This window comes from Caballeronia choica, assembly GCF_001544535.1.
Taxonomy (GTDB): domain Bacteria; phylum Pseudomonadota; class Gammaproteobacteria; order Burkholderiales; family Burkholderiaceae; genus Caballeronia; species Caballeronia choica.
Map to the genome: position 1 here is coordinate 21,961 of NZ_FCON02000072.1, position 17,779 is coordinate 39,739.

General features: G+C 66.2%; 12 protein-coding genes. 1 reads left to right on the forward strand and 11 read right to left on the reverse strand.

The annotated features are described in order from the left end of the window. Positions 1–522 precede the first annotated feature (522 nt). The 8 genes from AWB68_RS26275 to AWB68_RS26310 form a co-directional block, all read right to left on the reverse strand. Positions 523–5,133: a cellulose biosynthesis protein BcsC gene (locus AWB68_RS26275; RefSeq protein WP_087647265.1), complete on the reverse strand. Its 4,611-nt coding sequence runs from the start codon at positions 5,131–5,133 to the stop codon at positions 523–525. Continuing rightward, positions 5,127–6,242, reverse strand: coding sequence for a cellulose synthase complex periplasmic endoglucanase BcsZ (gene bcsZ, locus AWB68_RS26280; protein ID WP_374729610.1), 1,116 nt, complete (start codon positions 6,240–6,242; stop codon positions 5,127–5,129). The genes AWB68_RS26275 and bcsZ overlap by 7 nt, the downstream gene beginning before the upstream one ends. A 40-nt stretch (positions 6,243–6,282) precedes the next feature. Beyond that, positions 6,283–8,787: a cellulose biosynthesis cyclic di-GMP-binding regulatory protein BcsB gene (bcsB, locus tag AWB68_RS26285; RefSeq protein ID WP_087647267.1), complete on the reverse strand. Its 2,505-nt coding sequence runs from the start codon at positions 8,785–8,787 to the stop codon at positions 6,283–6,285. Positions 8,788–8,789: 2 nt separating this feature from the next. Continuing rightward, a complete protein-coding gene (gene bcsA, locus AWB68_RS26290; protein ID WP_235028509.1) occupies positions 8,790–10,988 on the reverse strand; it encodes a UDP-forming cellulose synthase catalytic subunit in 2,199 nt (732 codons plus the stop codon). Continuing rightward, entirely contained in the window at positions 10,985–11,773 is a 789-nt protein-coding gene (bcsQ, locus tag AWB68_RS26295; protein ID WP_087647268.1) for a cellulose biosynthesis protein BcsQ, read from the reverse strand. The genes bcsA and bcsQ overlap by 4 nt, the downstream gene beginning before the upstream one ends. Beyond that, the gene (bcsP, locus tag AWB68_RS26300) at positions 11,770–12,555 is read right to left on the reverse strand and encodes a cellulose biosynthesis protein BcsP (RefSeq protein ID WP_087647269.1); all 786 of its coding nucleotides are present in this window, start codon (positions 12,553–12,555) and stop codon (positions 11,770–11,772) included. Before bcsP ends, bcsQ begins: the two co-directional genes overlap by 4 nt. Positions 12,556–12,709: 154 nt before the next feature. Further along, entirely contained in the window at positions 12,710–13,165 is a 456-nt protein-coding gene (bcsD, locus tag AWB68_RS26305; protein WP_087647270.1) for a cellulose biosynthesis protein BcsD, read from the reverse strand. 508 nt (positions 13,166–13,673) lie between these two features. Beyond that, complete coding sequence (locus AWB68_RS26310; protein WP_087647271.1) at positions 13,674–13,862, reverse strand: hypothetical protein; 189 nt, start codon at positions 13,860–13,862, stop codon at positions 13,674–13,676. A 442-nt stretch (positions 13,863–14,304) separates the two neighbouring features. Here AWB68_RS26310 and AWB68_RS26315 point away from each other — a divergent pair, with 442 nt between their 5' ends. After that, complete coding sequence (locus tag AWB68_RS26315) at positions 14,305–14,919, forward strand: NAD(P)-dependent oxidoreductase (protein WP_087647272.1); 615 nt, start codon at positions 14,305–14,307, stop codon at positions 14,917–14,919. Positions 14,920–14,959: 40 nt separating this feature from the next. On the opposite strand, the gene AWB68_RS26320 is transcribed toward AWB68_RS26315, so the two are convergent. The 3 genes from AWB68_RS26320 to AWB68_RS26330 all read right to left on the reverse strand — a co-directional run bounded on the left by AWB68_RS26320 (position 14,960) and on the right by AWB68_RS26330 (position 17,669). After that, the gene (locus AWB68_RS26320; RefSeq protein WP_087647273.1) at positions 14,960–15,421 is read right to left on the reverse strand and encodes a DUF3331 domain-containing protein; all 462 of its coding nucleotides are present in this window, start codon (positions 15,419–15,421) and stop codon (positions 14,960–14,962) included. Between the two features lie 141 nt (positions 15,422–15,562). Continuing rightward, entirely contained in the window at positions 15,563–16,399 is an 837-nt protein-coding gene (locus AWB68_RS26325) for an ABC transporter permease (protein WP_087647274.1), read from the reverse strand. 7 nt (positions 16,400–16,406) lie between these two features. Next, on the reverse strand, positions 16,407–17,669 hold the full coding sequence (locus tag AWB68_RS26330) for an ABC transporter permease (RefSeq protein ID WP_087647275.1): 1,263 nt from the start codon (positions 17,667–17,669) through the stop codon (positions 16,407–16,409). Positions 17,670–17,779 lie beyond the last annotated feature (110 nt).

Sequence of the window (17,779 nt, forward strand, 5' to 3'; positions counted from 1 at the left end):
TTGCGGTCGGCCAGAGTTGGCGCTTTAGCGCTTACTCTGGCCCCATGCACCTGCGGTCGGCCAGAGTTGGCGCTTTAGCGCTTACTCTGGCCCCATGCGCCTTACTCTGGCCATGCAAGATGGTTGCTGTTATTCGAATGCTTCCATGTCGTACCGGCCCTTTGCATCAGTCGTCGTCGCGCGTCGCCGTGCCCTCGCGGATGAGCGATGTCGCGAAAATGCGGTACCTCGTGCGTGGGGCAGCAGGCATCAGCCGCCAATGCGGCGACGCCTCGATCGAATCAGCTGTGATGGGACGCGAAGCCGCGTGCGCGCGGTGCATCGATGCAACTGGTGAGTCCATCGTTGCGGATCGAAAAGCGTTGTGTCCGCCAAAATGTCGGACATGAGAGCCATACGTTTGCGCGGCTCGGGCGATCGCGCGCGGCATCGCGAAATACGCGCAGATAATGCCGCAGCGGGGCGCGGATGGCAGTAAGAGATGCCGCCGCGCGGGCCGGGAGAGACCCCGGCCACGTCGCGTCAGTTGGACAGCGAAAGGTAAGGCGAGACGAGCGGATTGGGCGGGAACGGCGACAGTCCCGATTGCTTCGTAAAGCTATACCGGACATACACCGCAGCCAGCCATTCGCGATACTGATACGCGTTGCCGAATGCTGCCGTCGCACCGAATGCGAGCTGCGGCGCGAGCTGGTATTCGCCCGTCGCGTTGAGCGAATACGACACGCCCGTCTTGCTCTGCTCCGGATAGACCGCGCCGGCATCGGGCGCGAGTCCGGTGCGCGCGAAGATCGCCTGATAATTGCTTTCGGTCGGGAAATAGTTCGACTGGTCGAGCCGGTAATGCTGCACGCCGATCGAAGCCTTCAGGTCGTAGGTGAAGAGGCCGGTGCGCCCCATGTACTCGACCGGGAAGTTCAGGATCATGTACTGCTGCGGGCTGAAGTATCCGCCCTGGCCGTAGGTGAAGTAGGAAAGGTTCTTGTTGTAGTGCATCAGCGTGGTGTTCGCGCCGATGGTCAGGGTCTGGTCCGCGTCCTTGATCACGCGCGTGTAGATGCCGCCGCCGCCCTTGACCGCGTTGTTGCTCGCGACGTTATGGCCGTCGAGATACTGGAACGTCGCGTTCATGTAGACGCCGCTCGTGCCGTCGTCCCAGCCGAGGTCGCCGCGCACGCCGTTCGACGTCACGCCGCCCCATTCGAGGCCCGCGAGGTTATCGCGCGCGCCGGCATACGAGAGCAAGCTGTCGGTGACCGCGCGCCGGGCGACGGCGACCGAGTACGAGACTTTGTCCGTGATGCCGTTCTGATACTGCACGCCACCGACGACGGTCGTCTCGCGAAAGCCGAGCGGCGTCGAGCCGACATCTCCCTTGATGTTGCGGTTTTCGTATCCCACCGACAAGCCGACACCGGTTGCCGTCTGCGAGCCGTACTGGTTCGAGACCGGCGTGAGCGCCGCGCTCGCGCCCGAGCCGAAGCGCGCAAGCGTCTGCGTGTCGGCGGCTGCCGTGCCGGCATCGAGCGTGACGGGCGTCACGCGCACGACGATGTGGCCGTTGCCCGCCTTGATACGGCCTTCGATCGGCGCTTCGATGTCGGTCAGGTTCGACAGGCCGTCCTCGCCATTGCGATTGCGAAACACGATGCCCGCCGAGACGGTGCTCGCCTGCTCGCGTTCGATCTGCGCGAGCTCGTCGGCGACGCTCTGTGTCTGCGCGCTGGCGACGGCGGCGGGCGACGGCTGGCCTGCGCCCTGGGGCGCCGGGTTGTACGGCTGGGCGTAGCCTGCCGGCGGCTGCGGGATGTATGGAACCTGCGCGTAGGGCTGCTGTTGTGGGTAGGGCGCCTGAGGCATGTACGGCTGTTGCGGGGCGTAGTACGGCTGCTGCTGCGCGTACTGCGTTTGCTGCGGGTAAAGCGCTTGCTGAGGATAAGGCGCTTGCTGCGGATAGGGCGCTTGCTGCGGATAAGGCGCTTGCTGCGGATAAGGCGCCGCGTACTGATTCGACGCCTGCGCGGCGCGTCCCGAGGCCTGCTTTTTACTCGTCGACCGTTTCGAGCTGGTTGCGGGCAGCGGCGTTTCCCCCGCGTAAGCCTGTGCATCGCGCGCCGCCGGCGACATCGGCCATGGCGTGCTCACGTATCCGTTCTGCTCGGGGTAAGGCGCCGGCGCCTGCTGATACCCCTGTGCAGGATAAGCCGCCGGCGCCTGCTGATACCCCTGCGAAGGATACCCACCCGGCACGGACTGTCCCGGATACGGTTGCAACGGCGCGGCGGCGGGCGCACCCGACTGGCCCGAGCCGGCCATATCGGGACCGTAGCCGCCGCTGGCGGCCACCGGACGCGGCGCACCGGACGGCGCGCCCGGCGTCATATAAGGCGCGACATAAGGCGCGACATAAGGCGCGGGCTGGGAGGGCGGCAGATAGTTCGGCACGGCTTGTGTCGGAGAAGTTGACGGCTGGAACGGAGCCGAGGCATTGGGCGTCGTGGCCGTATCGATGGCTGTCTTGCCTTCGAACGGATTGGTGCCGGGCAGCGGCGAAGAGCCGATGCGCTGCATCGCGGTTTCCCAGCCGCGCGGCACGTTGCCCGGCGTGCCGGCTTTACCGGTCGCGGTCGGCGCAAGCGGCGTGTTGGCCGCGACGAGCGAGCGCTGCAAGTACTGCGCGGCGAGACTCAACTTGCCCTCCGCGCGATACATCCGGCCCACGGTGGCGAGCGCGCGCGGATCGCCGGGCGCGGTCTGCAGCGCCTGATTCGCCAGCGACTCGGCATACCTATAGTCCCGCGCGCCCGTCGCGGCGGAAATCGCGGCGAGTTGCAGGTCGAGGTCGTCGGGACGGCGGGCCAGCGCCGCCCGATAACTCCTGAGCGCGCTGTTGTCGTCGCCGGCGGAGGTGTAGAGACGCCCGAGCGCCGCCTGCAGGTCCGGGTTGTCCGGCATCGCGGCGAGCCACGGCGCGATCACGTCGTAGGCGGACGCGAGGTCGCCGCGCTGGCGCACCGTATCGCATTGCTTGATGACGATCGCGAGATTCAGGTTGCCGAAATCGGTGCGTTGTTGCGGCGTGAGCGGCATCGACGCAAGCCGGCGCATCACCGAGCCCAGTTCGGCGTCCTGCTGCGTCTGCGACAGGATGCCCGCGTATTGCAGCAGCAAGCCGGGATCGTTGGGCGCACCGGCCATCGCGCCGCGCACGAGCGACAGCGCGCGGCCCTGGTCGCCCGCTGCCAGATACGCCGACGCCAGCGCGCCGATCAGCTCAGGCGATCCATACGCGACCGGCTCCGCCGCCTGCAACGTCGCGAAGGCCTGCTGGCGCTGGCCGGCGCGGGCCTGGCGCACGGCCAGGTCAGCCTGTTGATGCACCCACAGCCGATGCTGGAGCGCGGTCATCGCGGTGGTCCGCTGCGCGACCGGAATCCGCTCCAGTTGCGCGAGACCCGCCGACCAGTCCTGCGTCTCGGCCGAGAGCAGCGCGCTCGCGTAGAGCGCGTCGGTCATGTCGGGATGGGTCGCGAGCAGGCCGTCCATCATGCTGCGCGCGTTTGCCACCGCGCCTTGCCGCACGTAGATGCGCGCCAGGTCGAGCCGCAGCCACGGGTCGTCGGGATTGTTCAAAAGCGCGTCTTCGAAGAGACTGCGCGCGCTGCCGAGATCGCCGCGCGCTTCGGCGGCGCGCGCCTGCGCGGCTTGCGCCTCGCCGCGCAGCTTGTTGATGCCGCCCGCCTTGGCCTGTTGCTCGGCGTTGAGCCGGTTCGCGAATTCGAGCGCTTCGTCGCCGCGACCTTGCGCGGCCAGCGCGCCGACAAGTCCGCGGATCGCGTCGGGATTGTCGGCCTGACGGCGCAGTGCCATCCGGTACGCCGCCTCCGCGCCGCGCGCGTCGCCGCTTGCGAGCAGCGTCTCGCCGAGCAGCGTCTGCGCCGTGACGTCCGACGGATTCACTGCGATCGCGCGTTCGAGCAGCGCCTTGGCTTTCGCGTTGTCGCCGTTGCTGCGCGCGCCAATCGCTTCGCTCGTGTAGGTCCAGTAGGTCGCGCTGGTCAGCGCATCTTTCCAGCGCGCGGGATTGCCCGCCCGCGACGCGCGTTCGAGATAGGTGCGCGCCTCGGCAAACCGCTCCTGCTTGAGCGCCGCGATGCCCATGCCGCCGAGCGCATCGGCGTCGTTCGGGCTCGACACCAGCACCGATGAAAACTTCGCGCGCGCCGTCACGAGGTCGCCGCGATCGAGCGCGGCGAAGCCCTCGGCGACGGTGCGACCGCGCGCATCGACCACCGCGTCGGCCTGCGCGCGTTCGCGGGCGGCCTTGTCCTGCTGCACCATCGAATCGAAGCGGGCCTGGACGGCGGCATCGTTCGGCGACACTTGCAGATACGCCTGATAGAGCGGCGCGTCGGAGGCGCGGGCGCCCAGCCACAGCAGCGCTTGCCGCCAGCTTTTCTTCGCCTGCGCGCCGACCGTGTTGTCGCTCGACAACTGCGCGAGACGGGCGATGCCATCGCGCCGCGTCGTATCGCGGTAAGTCAGGTGCTGCGCATAGGCGAGCGCGTAGCGCGGGTCGTCGGGGTTCTGGCGCGCGAGCTGTTCCAGCCCGCGCCGCGCTTCGTCCCAGCCTTGCGGCGTGGCGGCGAGCGCCTGGTAATACTCGAGCTGGAGCGCGGGCGTCGCGGGCTTGCCTTCGAGCGCGCGCTTGTACTCCTGCACCGCCGACGCGTTTTGCCCGCTCTGCGCGAGGCGTCGCGCGTCATTCACGTTCTGGTCGCGCGAACTGGTTTCGCCGAGGCGCCGCCCGAGTTCGTCGATGCTCGGATAATCCGGCGCGACTTCCCGCAGCCGCGCGAGATATTGCTGCGCGCCGCTGCCGTCCTTGCGGTCGGCGAGCACCATGCCCATGCCGAACAGCGCATCGGGCTGCTTCGGATCGATGCGCAGCACCTTCTGCCACGCCTGCTCGGCGAGGTCGCCGCGCTTGTGCGCCTGCCAGTACTTGCCCTGGTCGATGAGCACGTTGAGCGGATCGGTCGCGGCCTGCGCGAAGACGATGGCCGGTGCCTGCGCGGCGAAGGCCGTCGCGAGACCGAGCGCGAGCGCGCGTTTTTTTGCGCGAATCAGCATGCGCTTCTCCAGCTTGGCACGAGGCGGCCGGCTTCGTCGAAACGATAGCGGCCGTCGATGAATCCAGTGCCGAACAAGCCCAGCACACGATCGTAGTAGACAGGGTCGCGCCCGGCGCCTTGCGGCGGCGCGTCGAGCGCGGCGAGATGGGTGCGGGCGAGGCCGAGCGCGCGGTCGTCGCCCAGGGCCTTGAAGTACGGCGCGAGCGCGGCCCAGTAGCTGAGCGGGCCAACGCCGGTGGCCGTGCCGCTCGTCGAGGCGACGCGCTCCGGCGGGAACCCGGTCTGCGCGACGCTCTGGCGCATTCCGCCGAGCGCGCCGAGCCACGGCTTCGCGAGCGGGTCCGCCGATGCCGCGAGCCCCGCCCACAGATAGACGCGGATGGCGTCATAGCTGCCGGTGTCGCCGTTCTTCGGATCGACGACGAACTGGCCGTCCTTGAACGCCGCCCAGTCGGGCGCGTAGCCGTGCGGCGAAGTCGTCCTGATGAGCTTGTAGGCGTTCTCGGCGAGACGCGCCCATGGGCCGCCGGGTGCGTCGTGCGCGAGCGCGCGCAGGACGGGGAGCGGCAGATAGCTCGGATTCAGGCGCGTGACATCGCCCACTTTGAAACCTTGCGGACCGGGCAGCAGCATCGGCCCGAGGCCCGGCAGGTCGACGACTTCCTGCTTCACGATCTGCGCGGCGAGCGCGGTTCCGAGTTGCGTAAACGCCGGCTCCTTCCACAAGCGCCCGGCCTGAAGCAGATCGTAGGCGATCCACAGGTCCGAGTCGGACGCCGAATTCGGGTCCAGCACGCCGAACGAGCCGTCGGGCTTCTTGCCCCACTGCCACGCGGGCAGCCGCGCGTTTTGCGCGTCGAACTGGTTGGCCGCGAGGTTGGCACGCGTCCAGTTCAACAGTCGCTCGAACGTCGCGCGGTCGTTGGCGACGAGCGCGAAGAACATGCCGTATGACTGTCCTTCGGACGTCGTCTGCTGCGCGGGCGTCGAGTAGTCGATCACGCGGCCGTCCGCCTGCACGAAACGCTCGACGAACGTGCGATACGGCGCCCAGTCACCCTGGCCCTGACACTGGGCGGCGTTCGCGCTATTGCCGGCCAGCATCATCGCGGCCGCGATCGTCGTCACGGAAATGGCATGCCGCATGTCAGTCCCTCAGGCGGCGTGCGGCGATCGCCCGCAGCGCACGATAGAACAGCGCGGCGATGATCAGCGCGGCGGCGAGGCCCGAGAGCACCAGCAGAAGCGGATGCGACGACAGCGCCCATTGCATGTAGTGCATCGGCGACAAATGGCCGACGTAGTACGCCTCGCCATTCGACGTTACGGTGACGGTGCGTCCGTGGATCACCGCCATCGCGCCCTGGATGTCGGGCAGCAGGTCGTTGTCGAGGAGCGCGGCGCTCAGGTCGGCATCCGACTGCCCCGCCGCGCTGACCAGCGCGACCGCGCTCTTGCCCTGCTTGAGCGGCGATTCGAAGCCGGTGATGAGCGCATCGCCGCTCGAACTGACGAGCGACAGGTCCGCCCGCGCCGGCGATCGTTCGACGCCATGCGGGCCATGCCACCAGTCGACGACCTTGTACGCGACGTCGGTCAACTGGAAAGTGCGCGCATCGCCGTCGCCGGAAAAGGGCATCGACTTGGCCCAGCGCTGCAACAGCGGCTGGCGTCCGGGCGAGCCGAGGATCAGCAGGTCCTTGTCCGCGAACTGGTCGACCTGGTCGGCGGACGCGACCGTCACGCCTGTCGCGGGATAACCCGTCGATGCGCCCATGCGGCCCATTTCCAGCAGGAACAGGCTGTAGTCGGCGGAGCCGGCGTCGTTCGGCAGGATCACGGCCGTCTGCGACAGGTCGGCCATGCGCGTGAACGGGAAACCGCCGTTGGCGAACGCGGCCAGGTCGGGCAGCGCCATGTAGTGCGGGAAGCTGGATACGTCGATGGTCGAGTTCGGATCGATCGCGCCGACGACGTTGTCGAGCACGCGTCCCGTGCATTCGCCGGTCTTCGGGATGTCGTAGTAGAAGTGCAGGCGCAACTGCGCGCGCGGCGTGAGCAGGAGTGGCGGCAGGTAGATTTCGCGGCGCGCGGCGACGGTGCGGTCGGGCATCACGCGGCTGAAGTACTGGCCGAGATCGAACGTCGACGACGACACCGCCGGAATCCGCAGCGACTGCACGAAGCCATTGTTGACGCTGATGTTCAGCGACGAACGATCCGGCGCCGGCCGCACGGTGTAGCGATAGGCGAGATCGATCGGCACGCCCTTCGTCTGCCACATGAAGAGGTCGGGCGGCACGCGCAGGTTCACGCGCACGGCATCGGCGTCGTAGCCGGAGACGGTCAGGTCGCGCGCTTCCGCCAGTTCGCCGAAGCGCACCGGGCGGTCGGTCGGCAGCCAGTTCGGGGCGTCGTAGGGGCGGCGCGGCTGGAGGTCGGTGAGCTGCGTGATCGTCGCGCTATTGCCCGAGAGGGTGTTCTGGCCCATGCCGAGCGCGCGCGCGGCGGTTTTCAGTTCGGCGTCGTTGCGCCCGAGCACGAGCAGGAACCGCCCGCGCGCAGGCGCCTCGCGATCGACGACGGCAATCGTCGGCCCCGACACCGGCGGGATATTGACGCCGGCCGGACGCGCATCGGAGGTCGCGAAGATGACGGCGTTGCCCGCGAGCGGCGCGTTGTCGATCTGCGCGGGGAACACGGCGCCGCGATACCCGGCGAGCGAGCCGAACCACGATGCGACCGCACCCGCCGCTTCGAGCGTCTGCGCGCTCGGCTTCTGCGCGAACACGAAAGGCAGTTCGAGCCGGCGCACGTCACGCCGGTCGAAGAACGGCTGCGGCAGCGCGGCGAGATCGGGCTTGCTGGCGAGAAACGCATAGGTCAGGTCGAGCGAACTCGCGTTGCTGACCGTCGCCCACAGCGACGAACTCGACGGGTCCTCGCATTGCTGCGTGTAATGCCCGATGAGTTGCACGTTCAGGTGATTGAACTCGGTGATGAAACGCGGATCGATCGACACGTCGCGCGCGACGAGCGTGCCCGCCTGATCGCGCGGCACCGGCAGCGTGGCCGCGACTTCGCCGTTGATCATCACCTTCAGCTGCGAGACGGACGGCAGGAGCGCCGGCGAATAGCTGTAGATCAGATGCAGCACGGCGGCGGTCACGACCTCGTCGCCGCGCACCGAGAAGGGCACGCCGTTCTGGCCGTCGGTGCCGCGCAGTTGCAGCGGATCGAGCGCGCCGAGATCGGCGAACGAGAGCGTCTGGCGGCGCCCGCCCGGCACCAGCGTGCCCGGATCGGCCGTGGTCGGCGTCCGCGCGTTAAGCGGCTTCGACGGGTTGCCAGAGAACGCGGGCACCGGCATCGCCAGCGCGGGCTGGGGGATCGTGTTCGGATTCAGCAGCACAGCCGGGCTCGGCGCCGGCACGGAACCAACTCCAGTCGCGATTTCGGTGCCTGCGGGCGCGCCGCCCGGCGCCGCGGCAGCAGTCGCCGCCGCCGTTGCAGCTGCCGCGAGCGGCGCCGCGAACGCGGTCTGCAAGGCCATCCACACTGCCAGGACTCGCCCGAGAGGCTTATCGCAAAAACGTGGCGTGCGCTCGCCTCGTATGTTATCCACGCGCAACTTCGACATGCCTTTGCCCATTTTTAGTCTTTGGTTTTCAGCTTCTTGGGTTCGATCGGACGCCTGGCGCTCCAGGTACGAACGTCGCTGTAGAGATGTTCGAACAGCCCCACGATGCCGCGCGTGCCCACCAGCAGCACATGCGACAGTCCGCGCAGCGGCGTATCCGCGCGGCGCCCTTCCGCCCAGCCGGTCCAGGCGTCCGCGCGCGCGAAGGTCGTCTTGACGAACTCGAACTCCTGCTCGCGCGTGAGCGTGCCGAAGCGCAGGCCGACACGCCCGCGTTCCGTGAAACCGACCGTCGCGGGGAACGCGTATTCCTCGTCGCCGCGAAAGAGCGACACCGTCACGCGTTCGTGCATCGGCACTTCGATGTCGCTCGGCAGCTTCACGCCGACGCCGCCTTCCGAGTAGTCGATCGTTTCGCACGCGAGCGTGCGGCCCGTCGAGAACTTGAGCATCACGGGCATCTGCATGTGCACGCGATGCGTCGTGCGCACCTGCCGGCGCTCACTCGCGGCCGCGACGCTCGCGCCGAGAATCAGCATGTTGTAGAGCGTCCAGCAGAGGTTCAGCACGGTGGTCTGGACTTCGCTGCGCACCTCCCAGTAGAAGTAGATATGCGCGATGCCGGCGCAGAAGCCGATCAGGTTCAGGAGCAGCAGGAACAGGTACGGACGCGAGATCGACCAGTCGAAATAATCCTTCGCGATCTGGCCGCCCTTCGCCGTCACGTTGAACTTGCCGAGCTTCGGGTTGATGACGGCAAGCAGCGTCGGCGCGGTGATGTAGGACGCCAGCACCGATTCGTACACTTCGGCCCAGAACGAATGGCGGAACGAGCGCTGCATCCGCGAGTTGGTGATGCTCGCGTGCATCATGTGCGGCAGCGCGAAGATCGCGATGGAGCTCGCCGCCGCCTCGATCACGTGCGCGCCGAAGAACAGGTACGACAGCGGCGCCGTGAGGAACACGAGGCGCGGGATGCCGTAGAAGAAGTGCATCATCGCGTTCAGGTAGCAGAGCCGCTGGCCGATCTTCAGGCCGCGTCCCGTGAGCGGATTGTCGATGCGGAAAATCTGCGTCATGCCGCGCGCCCAGCGAATCCGCTGGCCGATGTGGCCGGAAAGGCTTTCGGTCGCGAGGCCCGCTGCCTGCGGAATGGCGAGATAGGCAGTCGTGTAGCCGAGGCGGTGCAGCTTGAGCGCCGTGTGCGCATCCTCCGTGACGGTTTCCACCGCGATGCCGCCGATCTCTTCCACCATCGAGCGGCGCAAGAGCGCGCACGAGCCGCAGAAGAACGTCGCGTTCCAGAGGTCGTTGCCGTCCTGCACGAGGCCGTAGAACAGTTCGCCTTCGTTCGGCACCTTGCGGAACGTGCCGAGATTGCGTTCGAACGGATCGGGCGAGAAGAAGTGATGCGGCGTCTGCAGCATCGAGAGCAGCTTGTCGCGCAGGAACCAGCCGAGGCCGACCTGCAGGAACGAGCGCGTCGGGATGTGGTCGCAGTCGAAGATGGCGAGGTACTCGCCCTTCGTGATCTTCAGCGCCTCGTTGATGTTGCCGGCCTTCGCGTGGCGGTTATGCGTGCGGATCGTCCAGTTGACGCCGATTTCCTCGCAGAACGCCTTGAACTCCGGGCGCCGGCCGTCGTCGAGCACGTGGATCGCGATCTTGTCGGCGGGATAGTCGAGCGCGAGCGCGGCGTAAATCGTCGGCTTCACCACCGACAGCGGTTCGTTGTAGGTCGGGATGAAGACGTCGACGGTCGGCCACAGGTCGCGCGAGGCGGGCAGCGGCATCGGCTTGCGTTGCAGCGGCCACGCGGTCTGGAAGTAGCCGAGCAGCAGCACGATCGTCGAATACACTTCCGCCGACACCAGCAGGAGACCCCACGCGGCATCGAGCGGATGTTCCCAGTAGGTGGTCTCGGTCAGGCGCCAGAACATGTAGCGGCCCGACGCGACCAGCGACAGCATGATCATCACGAGCGTCGCGTACTGGCCCTTCAGGCGGCGAAACCCCAGCGCGAACAGGAAGCAGATCGTGGCGAACGCAAGCTGCTGGCCGAATGCGAGCGGCACCGTGACCACGAAGTACAGCGCCACGATGGCGAAGATCGTGACGAGAATCGTGAGCGCGCGGCTGCCCCAGAGGCGGGCATCGACGAAACGCTCCAGCCGTGACGGCGTTTCGCCCGTCGTTGCGTCGGTCGTGCTCATGCGACGTTCCTCGGCGAGACCTGCATCGTATCGATCGCCGACAGCAGCCAGTCGCCGCACGCGCGCAGATCGGCGGCGGCCTGGCTGAGCGGATCGTAGTGGATCAGCGTGGTGTCGCACGCGAGCGATTCGCTCACGCCCTCGTCCTGGTGGATCACGCCCGGGAACACCCGGGGGCCCAGCATGTTGCGCAGCACCTTCAGCACGTCCTTGCTCAACTGGCGCGACTGGTCAACCTGGTTCACGACGTAGCCCTGTCCGCCGAAATCGCCGCGCGGCGTCGCGTAGGCTTCGATCATGCGTTCCATCTGCGGGATCGCGGCGTACGACGCGGCGTCCGCGAGCACGACGTTCAGTGCGAAATTCGTGGCTGTCAGCGCCGTGCGCGTGTAGACCGACGAGCCGGGCGGCGTATCGACGATCACGATGTCCGACGCATCGAGCCCGAGCGTGTCGAGCGCATGCACTAGCCAGGCCGGTTCACGGTCGATGTACGCCTCGAAGCGCCGGCGGTCCCCTTCGAGGACGGCGCCGTAGGGGAGCACCGTCACGCCGTCGACGCCGTCGAACATCACGGTCTGCCACGCGTCGCCGGCGAGCGTGGCGCGCGAGATGCCGTCGATGCTGTCGAGCGGGATGCCGAAGTGCAGGCGCAACGCGTTCTGCGGATCGAGGTCGAGCACGATCACGCGACGCCCGCGCGCCGCGAGCACCGACGCGAGATTGGCAGCGAGCGTCGTCTTGCCCACGCCGCCTTTCGCGGAAACCACGGTGATGACTTTCATGAGCGGGGCGTCCGGCTGGCGGGCCACGCGCGAGTGGCGGCGGGGCTGTCGGTGCGGGCGGCCGAGCCGCGCAGGCGGTCGAACACGGAAAGGAGCGATGCCGGGTCGGCCGGGCGGGTTGCGTCGCGGTGCTGTGGTGCGACCGGCTGACCCGGCGACGCGAAGAGTTTGCCGAGGATCGACGAGGAAGCAGGCGGTTCCGCGGCGGCGGGGCGGGGCGGGACAGTGGGCTGCTTCGGCGCGGCATACGGTGCGGCAAGCGGTGTGGCGTGTGTGGCGGGCATGGCGGGCGGAACGCCCAATACGCCGCGCAACGGCGCTTGCGCTTCGCGAGACACCGGTGCAGCGGGCGCGACCGGCGTGGCGGGACGGATCGCGGCCGGCGCCGGCGACGGCGTTTGAACCTGCTCAGGCTCAGTCTCCGCCGCAGCCAGTTCCCCGAAGCGCGAACCGCCCGACGGGACGGCCGGAAGCGTCACGTTGCCCACGGGCGGAATGGTCCGTCGATGCGCGCGCGCGAAAAGCGGCGGCTTGCCACGATTGATCGGTGTCGGCGCTGCATCGGCTTCCGCATCGCTGCGCGCGCCGCGCGCATGCGGCAATTGCACGTCACGGCGCTGCGCGACCTCCGGAATGGCGGGCTGCGTGAAATCGAGCGTTGCCAGGAGCGGCCAGCGCGTGCGCGCCGAACGCGCCTCGTTCTCCCGACCGATTTCCTGATAATCGCCGGCATTGCCGCCGAAATGCTCGAATAACTTTTCGATGTCGCGCGATGGATTCATGATGCGCCGTCCTCGTAATGCCCTGATTGTGTGCAGCTAATTATGTAATGCCGCGCGAATTTCGCCGATCCGCAGCAGTTCGATATTGAAAGCAAAACCGCGAAAGCCGATGCGTGTTCTGATTCCGATTTCCTCGCTCGCGCTGATGTTTCGTTTATGCCGCGCCGCGCGCCAATCGAAACTCGACGGCCGAATGTTCGTCGAATTCTCCCGATTGCTTCACCGCGAGGCCGTCCGCGCCAAGCGCGCCGAGCCAGTGCTGATACGCGCCTTCGAGAAACGCGGGCGTCCATGCGAGCGCGCTCGCGCCGAATGCCCGCAGCGGCGCGCAATAATGCGTGATGCTCAGATAGTCGGGCTCCTCGGCAAGCGAGACGAAACCCCAATCGGTCTCGCGCCACAAGGCATTGAGCGAGTCGACGAGATCCGCCACCGACTCGCACGCGGGCAGCGGATGCGCCTCGGCAAAGCGGCGTCCGATCCGGTTCATCAACTGACGCAACTCGTTACGCCCGATCTGCGCTTCGAATTCGTCGGCGAGCGCGGCGAGTACGCCGCGCCATTGAGTCGATATCTGACGTTCCAGCAGGTAATCAAAAATGGCAACCATGTCGGCCCTAGAAAGACTTGTGGCATCGACCGTTATTCGGTCGTTCTTACTTGAAAGACTTGCGAATTCTTAATAACTGCTTTCGGGCAACATAATGCGCAGTGCTTTTCAATGCGCTTTCGCACGCCCGAAGGTACTTCAACGCGTTTGTTTTCGCCAGTAGAAAGACTAGCAGTGCCATTTTTATTGAATCACGTGAAGAGGACGGGAGTTGGCCGTCTATTTGCCCATTCACGAACGTCTGGCATGGACAAAAACTGGGCGATTCCGGTGCGCTAGTCGAATGCTGCGCCACGACAGAGGATGCCGATTTGTACTATCTCGTTAACGACACCGGTGCGTGAAGGTTTACACGCGAACGCTAAAAAACTTCTTCCCGGCCGGCGCACAACGCGGAGACCGGGAGGCCGGCAGCATCCTTCGATGCATGGCGTGCGACGGGCCCTAACCGGAAGCGCAAAAAAAAGGCGCCCCTTTGGGGCGCCGTTTCGAGGGACCAGCTCGGTGCTTACAGGTTCGCCCGTACAGCGTCTCTGACGGCGTCCATCACGATGCCGTAGTCGAGCGGGATGTCGAGCGAATCAGAGTAGCCGAAGTCGGAAGACTCTTCGGGCATCGTGCGAACCGGGACAGGCATGGCTTCGCCAGGCCGGCTCACGTCTCTTTCGATAACACCCTGCACTTGCGGATTCTTCACGATTTACTCCTTGCGGTAGTGGGAGCGGGGCGAGAAAGTGCAATATAAACCAAAGGGATGACAAATTGACGACGTTCATTTCACCCGAACGCAGATTTCAGTACGGGAAATCCCTGAATTCGGCGGAAAACAACCTCATCTGCGGCGAGTGCGCGGCTCTACAGTTTAATCGCGCCCATGCCAGCGGAATGTTCGTCTGACTTATGCCGCGCGTCGGACTATATAGCGCTGGCGCATCGGAAACGGGCGTGAAACTTGCGCAAACGTTGCACTGCGTGCGCGGCCAAGCGAACTGCGGGAGGGCGTCGCGACCGGAATTCCGTCTCATTGGGAAATAAACTGTATCGATTCGGTCGCTTTCGCGCGGCTTTGTTCCACACTATGATGGTTTTTGAACGAACGGGCACTTTTACCCGTTCGACGATGCAAGGAGAAATCGAAAATGAGCAAGATCGCGATCATTGGCGCGACGGGAAAGGTCGGAAGTCAGCTTCTCGCGGAGGCGTTGCGGCGCGGACACACGGTGACGGGCATTGCGCGCAACGTTTCGTCGCTGGAAGGCCGGGACGGCGTGATTGGCCGAAGCGTCGACGTGTTGGACGCCGGTGCGCTCGCGGAGGTCGTCGCGGGTCACGATGCGGTGTTCAGTTCGGCGCACTTTGGCGGCATTCCCGCGAGCGCGATCGTCGGGCCGGTGAAGAAAGCAGGCGTCGGGCGTTTGCTGGTGGTGGGTGGTGCGGGGAGTCTCTATGCGGCGCCGGGCATGCGCGTGATCGACACGCCGAACTTCCCGTCGGCCTACAAGGCCGAGGCCGAGGCCGGCGCCGTGTTCCTCGAAGCGCTGCATGCCGAGCGGGACCTGGACTGGACCTTCGTATCACCATCAGCGGAATTCGTCGACGGTGCGCGCACGCGGAAATTCCGCCTGGGGCGCGACGAACTGCTCGTCGACGGCACTGGCCGAAGCTGGATCTCGTTCCAGGACTTCGCGATCGCCTTCCTCGACGAGTTCGAAAAGCCGGCGCACCTTCGCCAGCGCTTTACCGTCGGATATTGAAGATCCGCAGGTTTCGGCGCCAACCTGGCGCCGAAACCGCTCAGCCGTGCAAATCGGCTTCCATTTCCTCGTCGGCGGGCATCGCGGCGGCCAGAATCATCGCCGCCGCGTTCTGCGGCTTCGGGTCGCGCTGCGACGGGCGGTACACCTGATCGCCCCGGTGAATCGGCGTGCCGGAGAGCGAGCAGACGCCTTCACCGGTGGCCGTCGTCGCGCGCCAGCCCTGGTAGCCGTAATGACACGTACCGGGGTCCGACCAGTAGACCAGCGCCGTCGCACTGCTCGGCCGTTCGATCACCCGCACGACTGCCTGCGGAAACGGCCGGCGGTCATTCAGCTCGCGCGGATGGTCGCGGTCCCAGTCGCGCGTCAACTGCTCGATAAACGCGTTTTCTCCGCGCGCCGCCTTCGGCGCGCTCCCTTCTGCGCTCTCATTCGGGAGCGCTTTCAACAGGTGGACCGTCTGCATCCACGGGTCGGCTCTTTTCAGTAATGCTGTCATGGCATCTGTTCCAGGCGTGGCTTTGACCTAGAACGTACGTCATTAAGCACATTTTGATAAATAGTGCATCAGTGAAAACACTGTCCCGTTTGCGCGAATAATCCCGCCGAACCAGGCCCGGCGGGTTTGATGCGCCTGTTTTCAGGCGACGGCGCGCGCGGCAGCCCGGCCGCGCAGCCATTCGAGCGCCAGCAAGAGGCTCGTCGAGAACACGATCAGGATGGTCGCGAGGGCCGCGATCGTCGGGCTGATGTTCTCACGGATGCCGGTAAACATCTGGCGCGGGAGCGTCGTCTGGTCGGCGCCGGCGAGGAACAGCGTGACGACGACTTCGTCGAACGAGGTCGCGAACGCGAACAGCGCGCCCGAAATCACGCCCGGCGCGATCACCGGCAGGGTGATGCGGAAGAACGTCGTGAGCGGGTTCGCGCCGAGCGACTGGCTGGCGCGCACGAGGTTGTAGTTGAAGTTCTGCAGGGTGGCGCCGACGGTCGTCACCACGAACGGCACGCCGAGCGCCGCGTGCGCGAGGATCAGCCCGAAATAGGTGTTCGCGATGCCGAGCGGCGCGAAGAACAGATACATGCCGACGCCGACGACGATCACCGGCACGATCATCGGCGAGATCAGCACGGCCATCAGCAGGCCCTTGCCGAGGAAATTGGCCTTCTGCAGCCCGACCGCGGCGAGCGTGCCGAGAATCGTCGCGACGACCGTCGCCGAGGGCGCGACGATGAAGCTGTTTTTCGCGGCCATGCGCCATTCGTCCGACATGACGAGGTTCTCGTACCAGCGCATCGAGAAGCCGGGGATCGGATAGACGAGGAAGGTGCTCGACGAAAACGACAGCGGCACGATCGCGAGCACCGGCAGGATCAGGTACAGCAGCGTCAGCACGCAGATGATGCGCAACGCGAAGAACCAGATTCGCTCGATGGCGGACGTATGGGGCGCGAACAGCGGTTTGGCGAGTTTCATTTTGTGTTTACCCCAGGCTCAGGTTCGAGCGCGTGAAGCGTCCGTAGACCACATACAGCAAGAGCGTCGCGGCGAGCAGCAGGCCGCCGAGCGCACAGGCCATGCCCCAGTTGATCGTCACGTTCGTGAAATAGGCGATGTAATAGCTGACCATCTGGTCGTTCGGCCCGCCGAGCAGCGCCGGCGTGATGTAGTACCCGATCGCGAGAATGAACACGAGCAGCACGCCCGCGCCGATGCCCGGATACGTCTGCGGCACGTAGACGCGCCAGAACGCGGCGAACGGATGGCTGCCGAGCGACACGGCCGCGCGCTGGTAAGTCGGCGGCACCGACTTCATCACGCTGTAGAGCGGCAGGATCATGAAGGGCAGCAGGATGTGCGTCATCGAAATGTAGACGCCGACGCGGTTGAACAGCAGCGCGAACGGCTGGTCGATCAGACCCGCGCCGATCAGCGCCTTGTTCACGAGCCCCTCGCTTTGCAGCAGCACGATCCAGGCGGCGACGCGCACGAGAATCGACGTCCAGAACGGGATCAGCACGAGCACCATCACGAGGTTGGCTTTGCGCGCGGGCAGCGTCGAAATCCAGTAGGCGAGCGGATAGCCCAGCAGCAGGGCGAAGAATGTCACGGCCACGCCGATCACGAACGTGCGCTCGAAGATGCTGAGATAAATCGATTGATCGGGACCCGAGTGTTCGATGTTGCCGAAGCCGTCCTGCCGGTGATCCAGCGCGGCGAGCAGGTAGAACGGCGAATAGCGGCCCGCGTTCTTCGCGATTGCCTGCCAGTAGGCCACGTCGCCCCAGCGCTCGTCGAGTTCGACGATCTTCGCGCGGATCTGCGGCGCGGCGAGCGGCTTGCCGTCGTCGCCGTTGAGCGGCATTGCGCGCGCCGTCTTCGCGACGAGCGAGCGATAACCGGGAATCTCGGTGTTCAGGCGCCGCGCCAGCGCGCCCATCGATTCGCCGTCCTGGATCGCGGTCAGGTCCTGCGCGAGCGCGGCGTAGGCGGCGTCGGGCGGTGGCGTCTTGCGGTCCCACTGGGCGAGCGCCGTGCCGGTGTGCGGGAGCGCGGTCGCGACTTCGGGGTTCTCGGCGGCGCGCGTCAGCAACGCGCCGATCGGCACCACGAAAATCAGGAAAAGGAAGATCGCGAGCGGGGCGATTAGTAAGAGCGCCATCGCGCGCTTCTTCGCATCGGCGACCTTCAGTTCACGCTTGAGTCGCGCGGTGGACTCTTGTGTCGGTTCGGCGGCAATCGTCATCGGGGTCACGCAAAGTCTCCAGGTTTGGTCGCTGGCGCTTGGGGCGGGGTTGGGGTCGGGGTTGGGGTTGGGTTGGGGTTACACCGTTTGATGCGCTCAGGCTTCTATGG

Excerpts from the sequence above, each read along its gene's own strand:
- bcsP (WP_087647269.1), bottom strand. The coding sequence starts at position 12,555 with ATGAATCCATCGCGCGACATCGAAAAGTTATTCGAGCATTTCGGCGGC.
- AWB68_RS26275 (WP_087647265.1), bottom strand. The coding sequence starts at position 5,133 with ATGCTGATTCGCGCAAAAAAACGCGCGCTCGCGCTCGGTCTCGCGACG.
- AWB68_RS26320 (WP_087647273.1), bottom strand. The coding sequence starts at position 15,421 with ATGACAGCATTACTGAAAAGAGCCGACCCGTGGATGCAGACGGTCCAC.
- bcsB (WP_087647267.1), bottom strand. The coding sequence starts at position 8,787 with ATGGGCAAAGGCATGTCGAAGTTGCGCGTGGATAACATACGAGGCGAG.
- bcsQ (WP_087647268.1), bottom strand. The coding sequence starts at position 11,773 with ATGAAAGTCATCACCGTGGTTTCCGCGAAAGGCGGCGTGGGCAAGACG.
- AWB68_RS26330 (WP_087647275.1), bottom strand. The coding sequence starts at position 17,669 with ATGACGATTGCCGCCGAACCGACACAAGAGTCCACCGCGCGACTCAAG.
- bcsD (WP_087647270.1), bottom strand. The coding sequence starts at position 13,165 with ATGGTTGCCATTTTTGATTACCTGCTGGAACGTCAGATATCGACTCAA.
- AWB68_RS26315 (WP_087647272.1), top strand. The coding sequence starts at position 14,305 with ATGAGCAAGATCGCGATCATTGGCGCGACGGGAAAGGTCGGAAGTCAG.
- bcsA (WP_235028509.1), bottom strand. The coding sequence starts at position 10,988 with ATGAGCACGACCGACGCAACGACGGGCGAAACGCCGTCACGGCTGGAG.
- AWB68_RS26325 (WP_087647274.1), bottom strand. The coding sequence starts at position 16,399 with ATGAAACTCGCCAAACCGCTGTTCGCGCCCCATACGTCCGCCATCGAG.
- bcsZ (WP_374729610.1), bottom strand. The coding sequence starts at position 6,242 with ATGATGCTGGCCGGCAATAGCGCGAACGCCGCCCAGTGTCAGGGCCAG.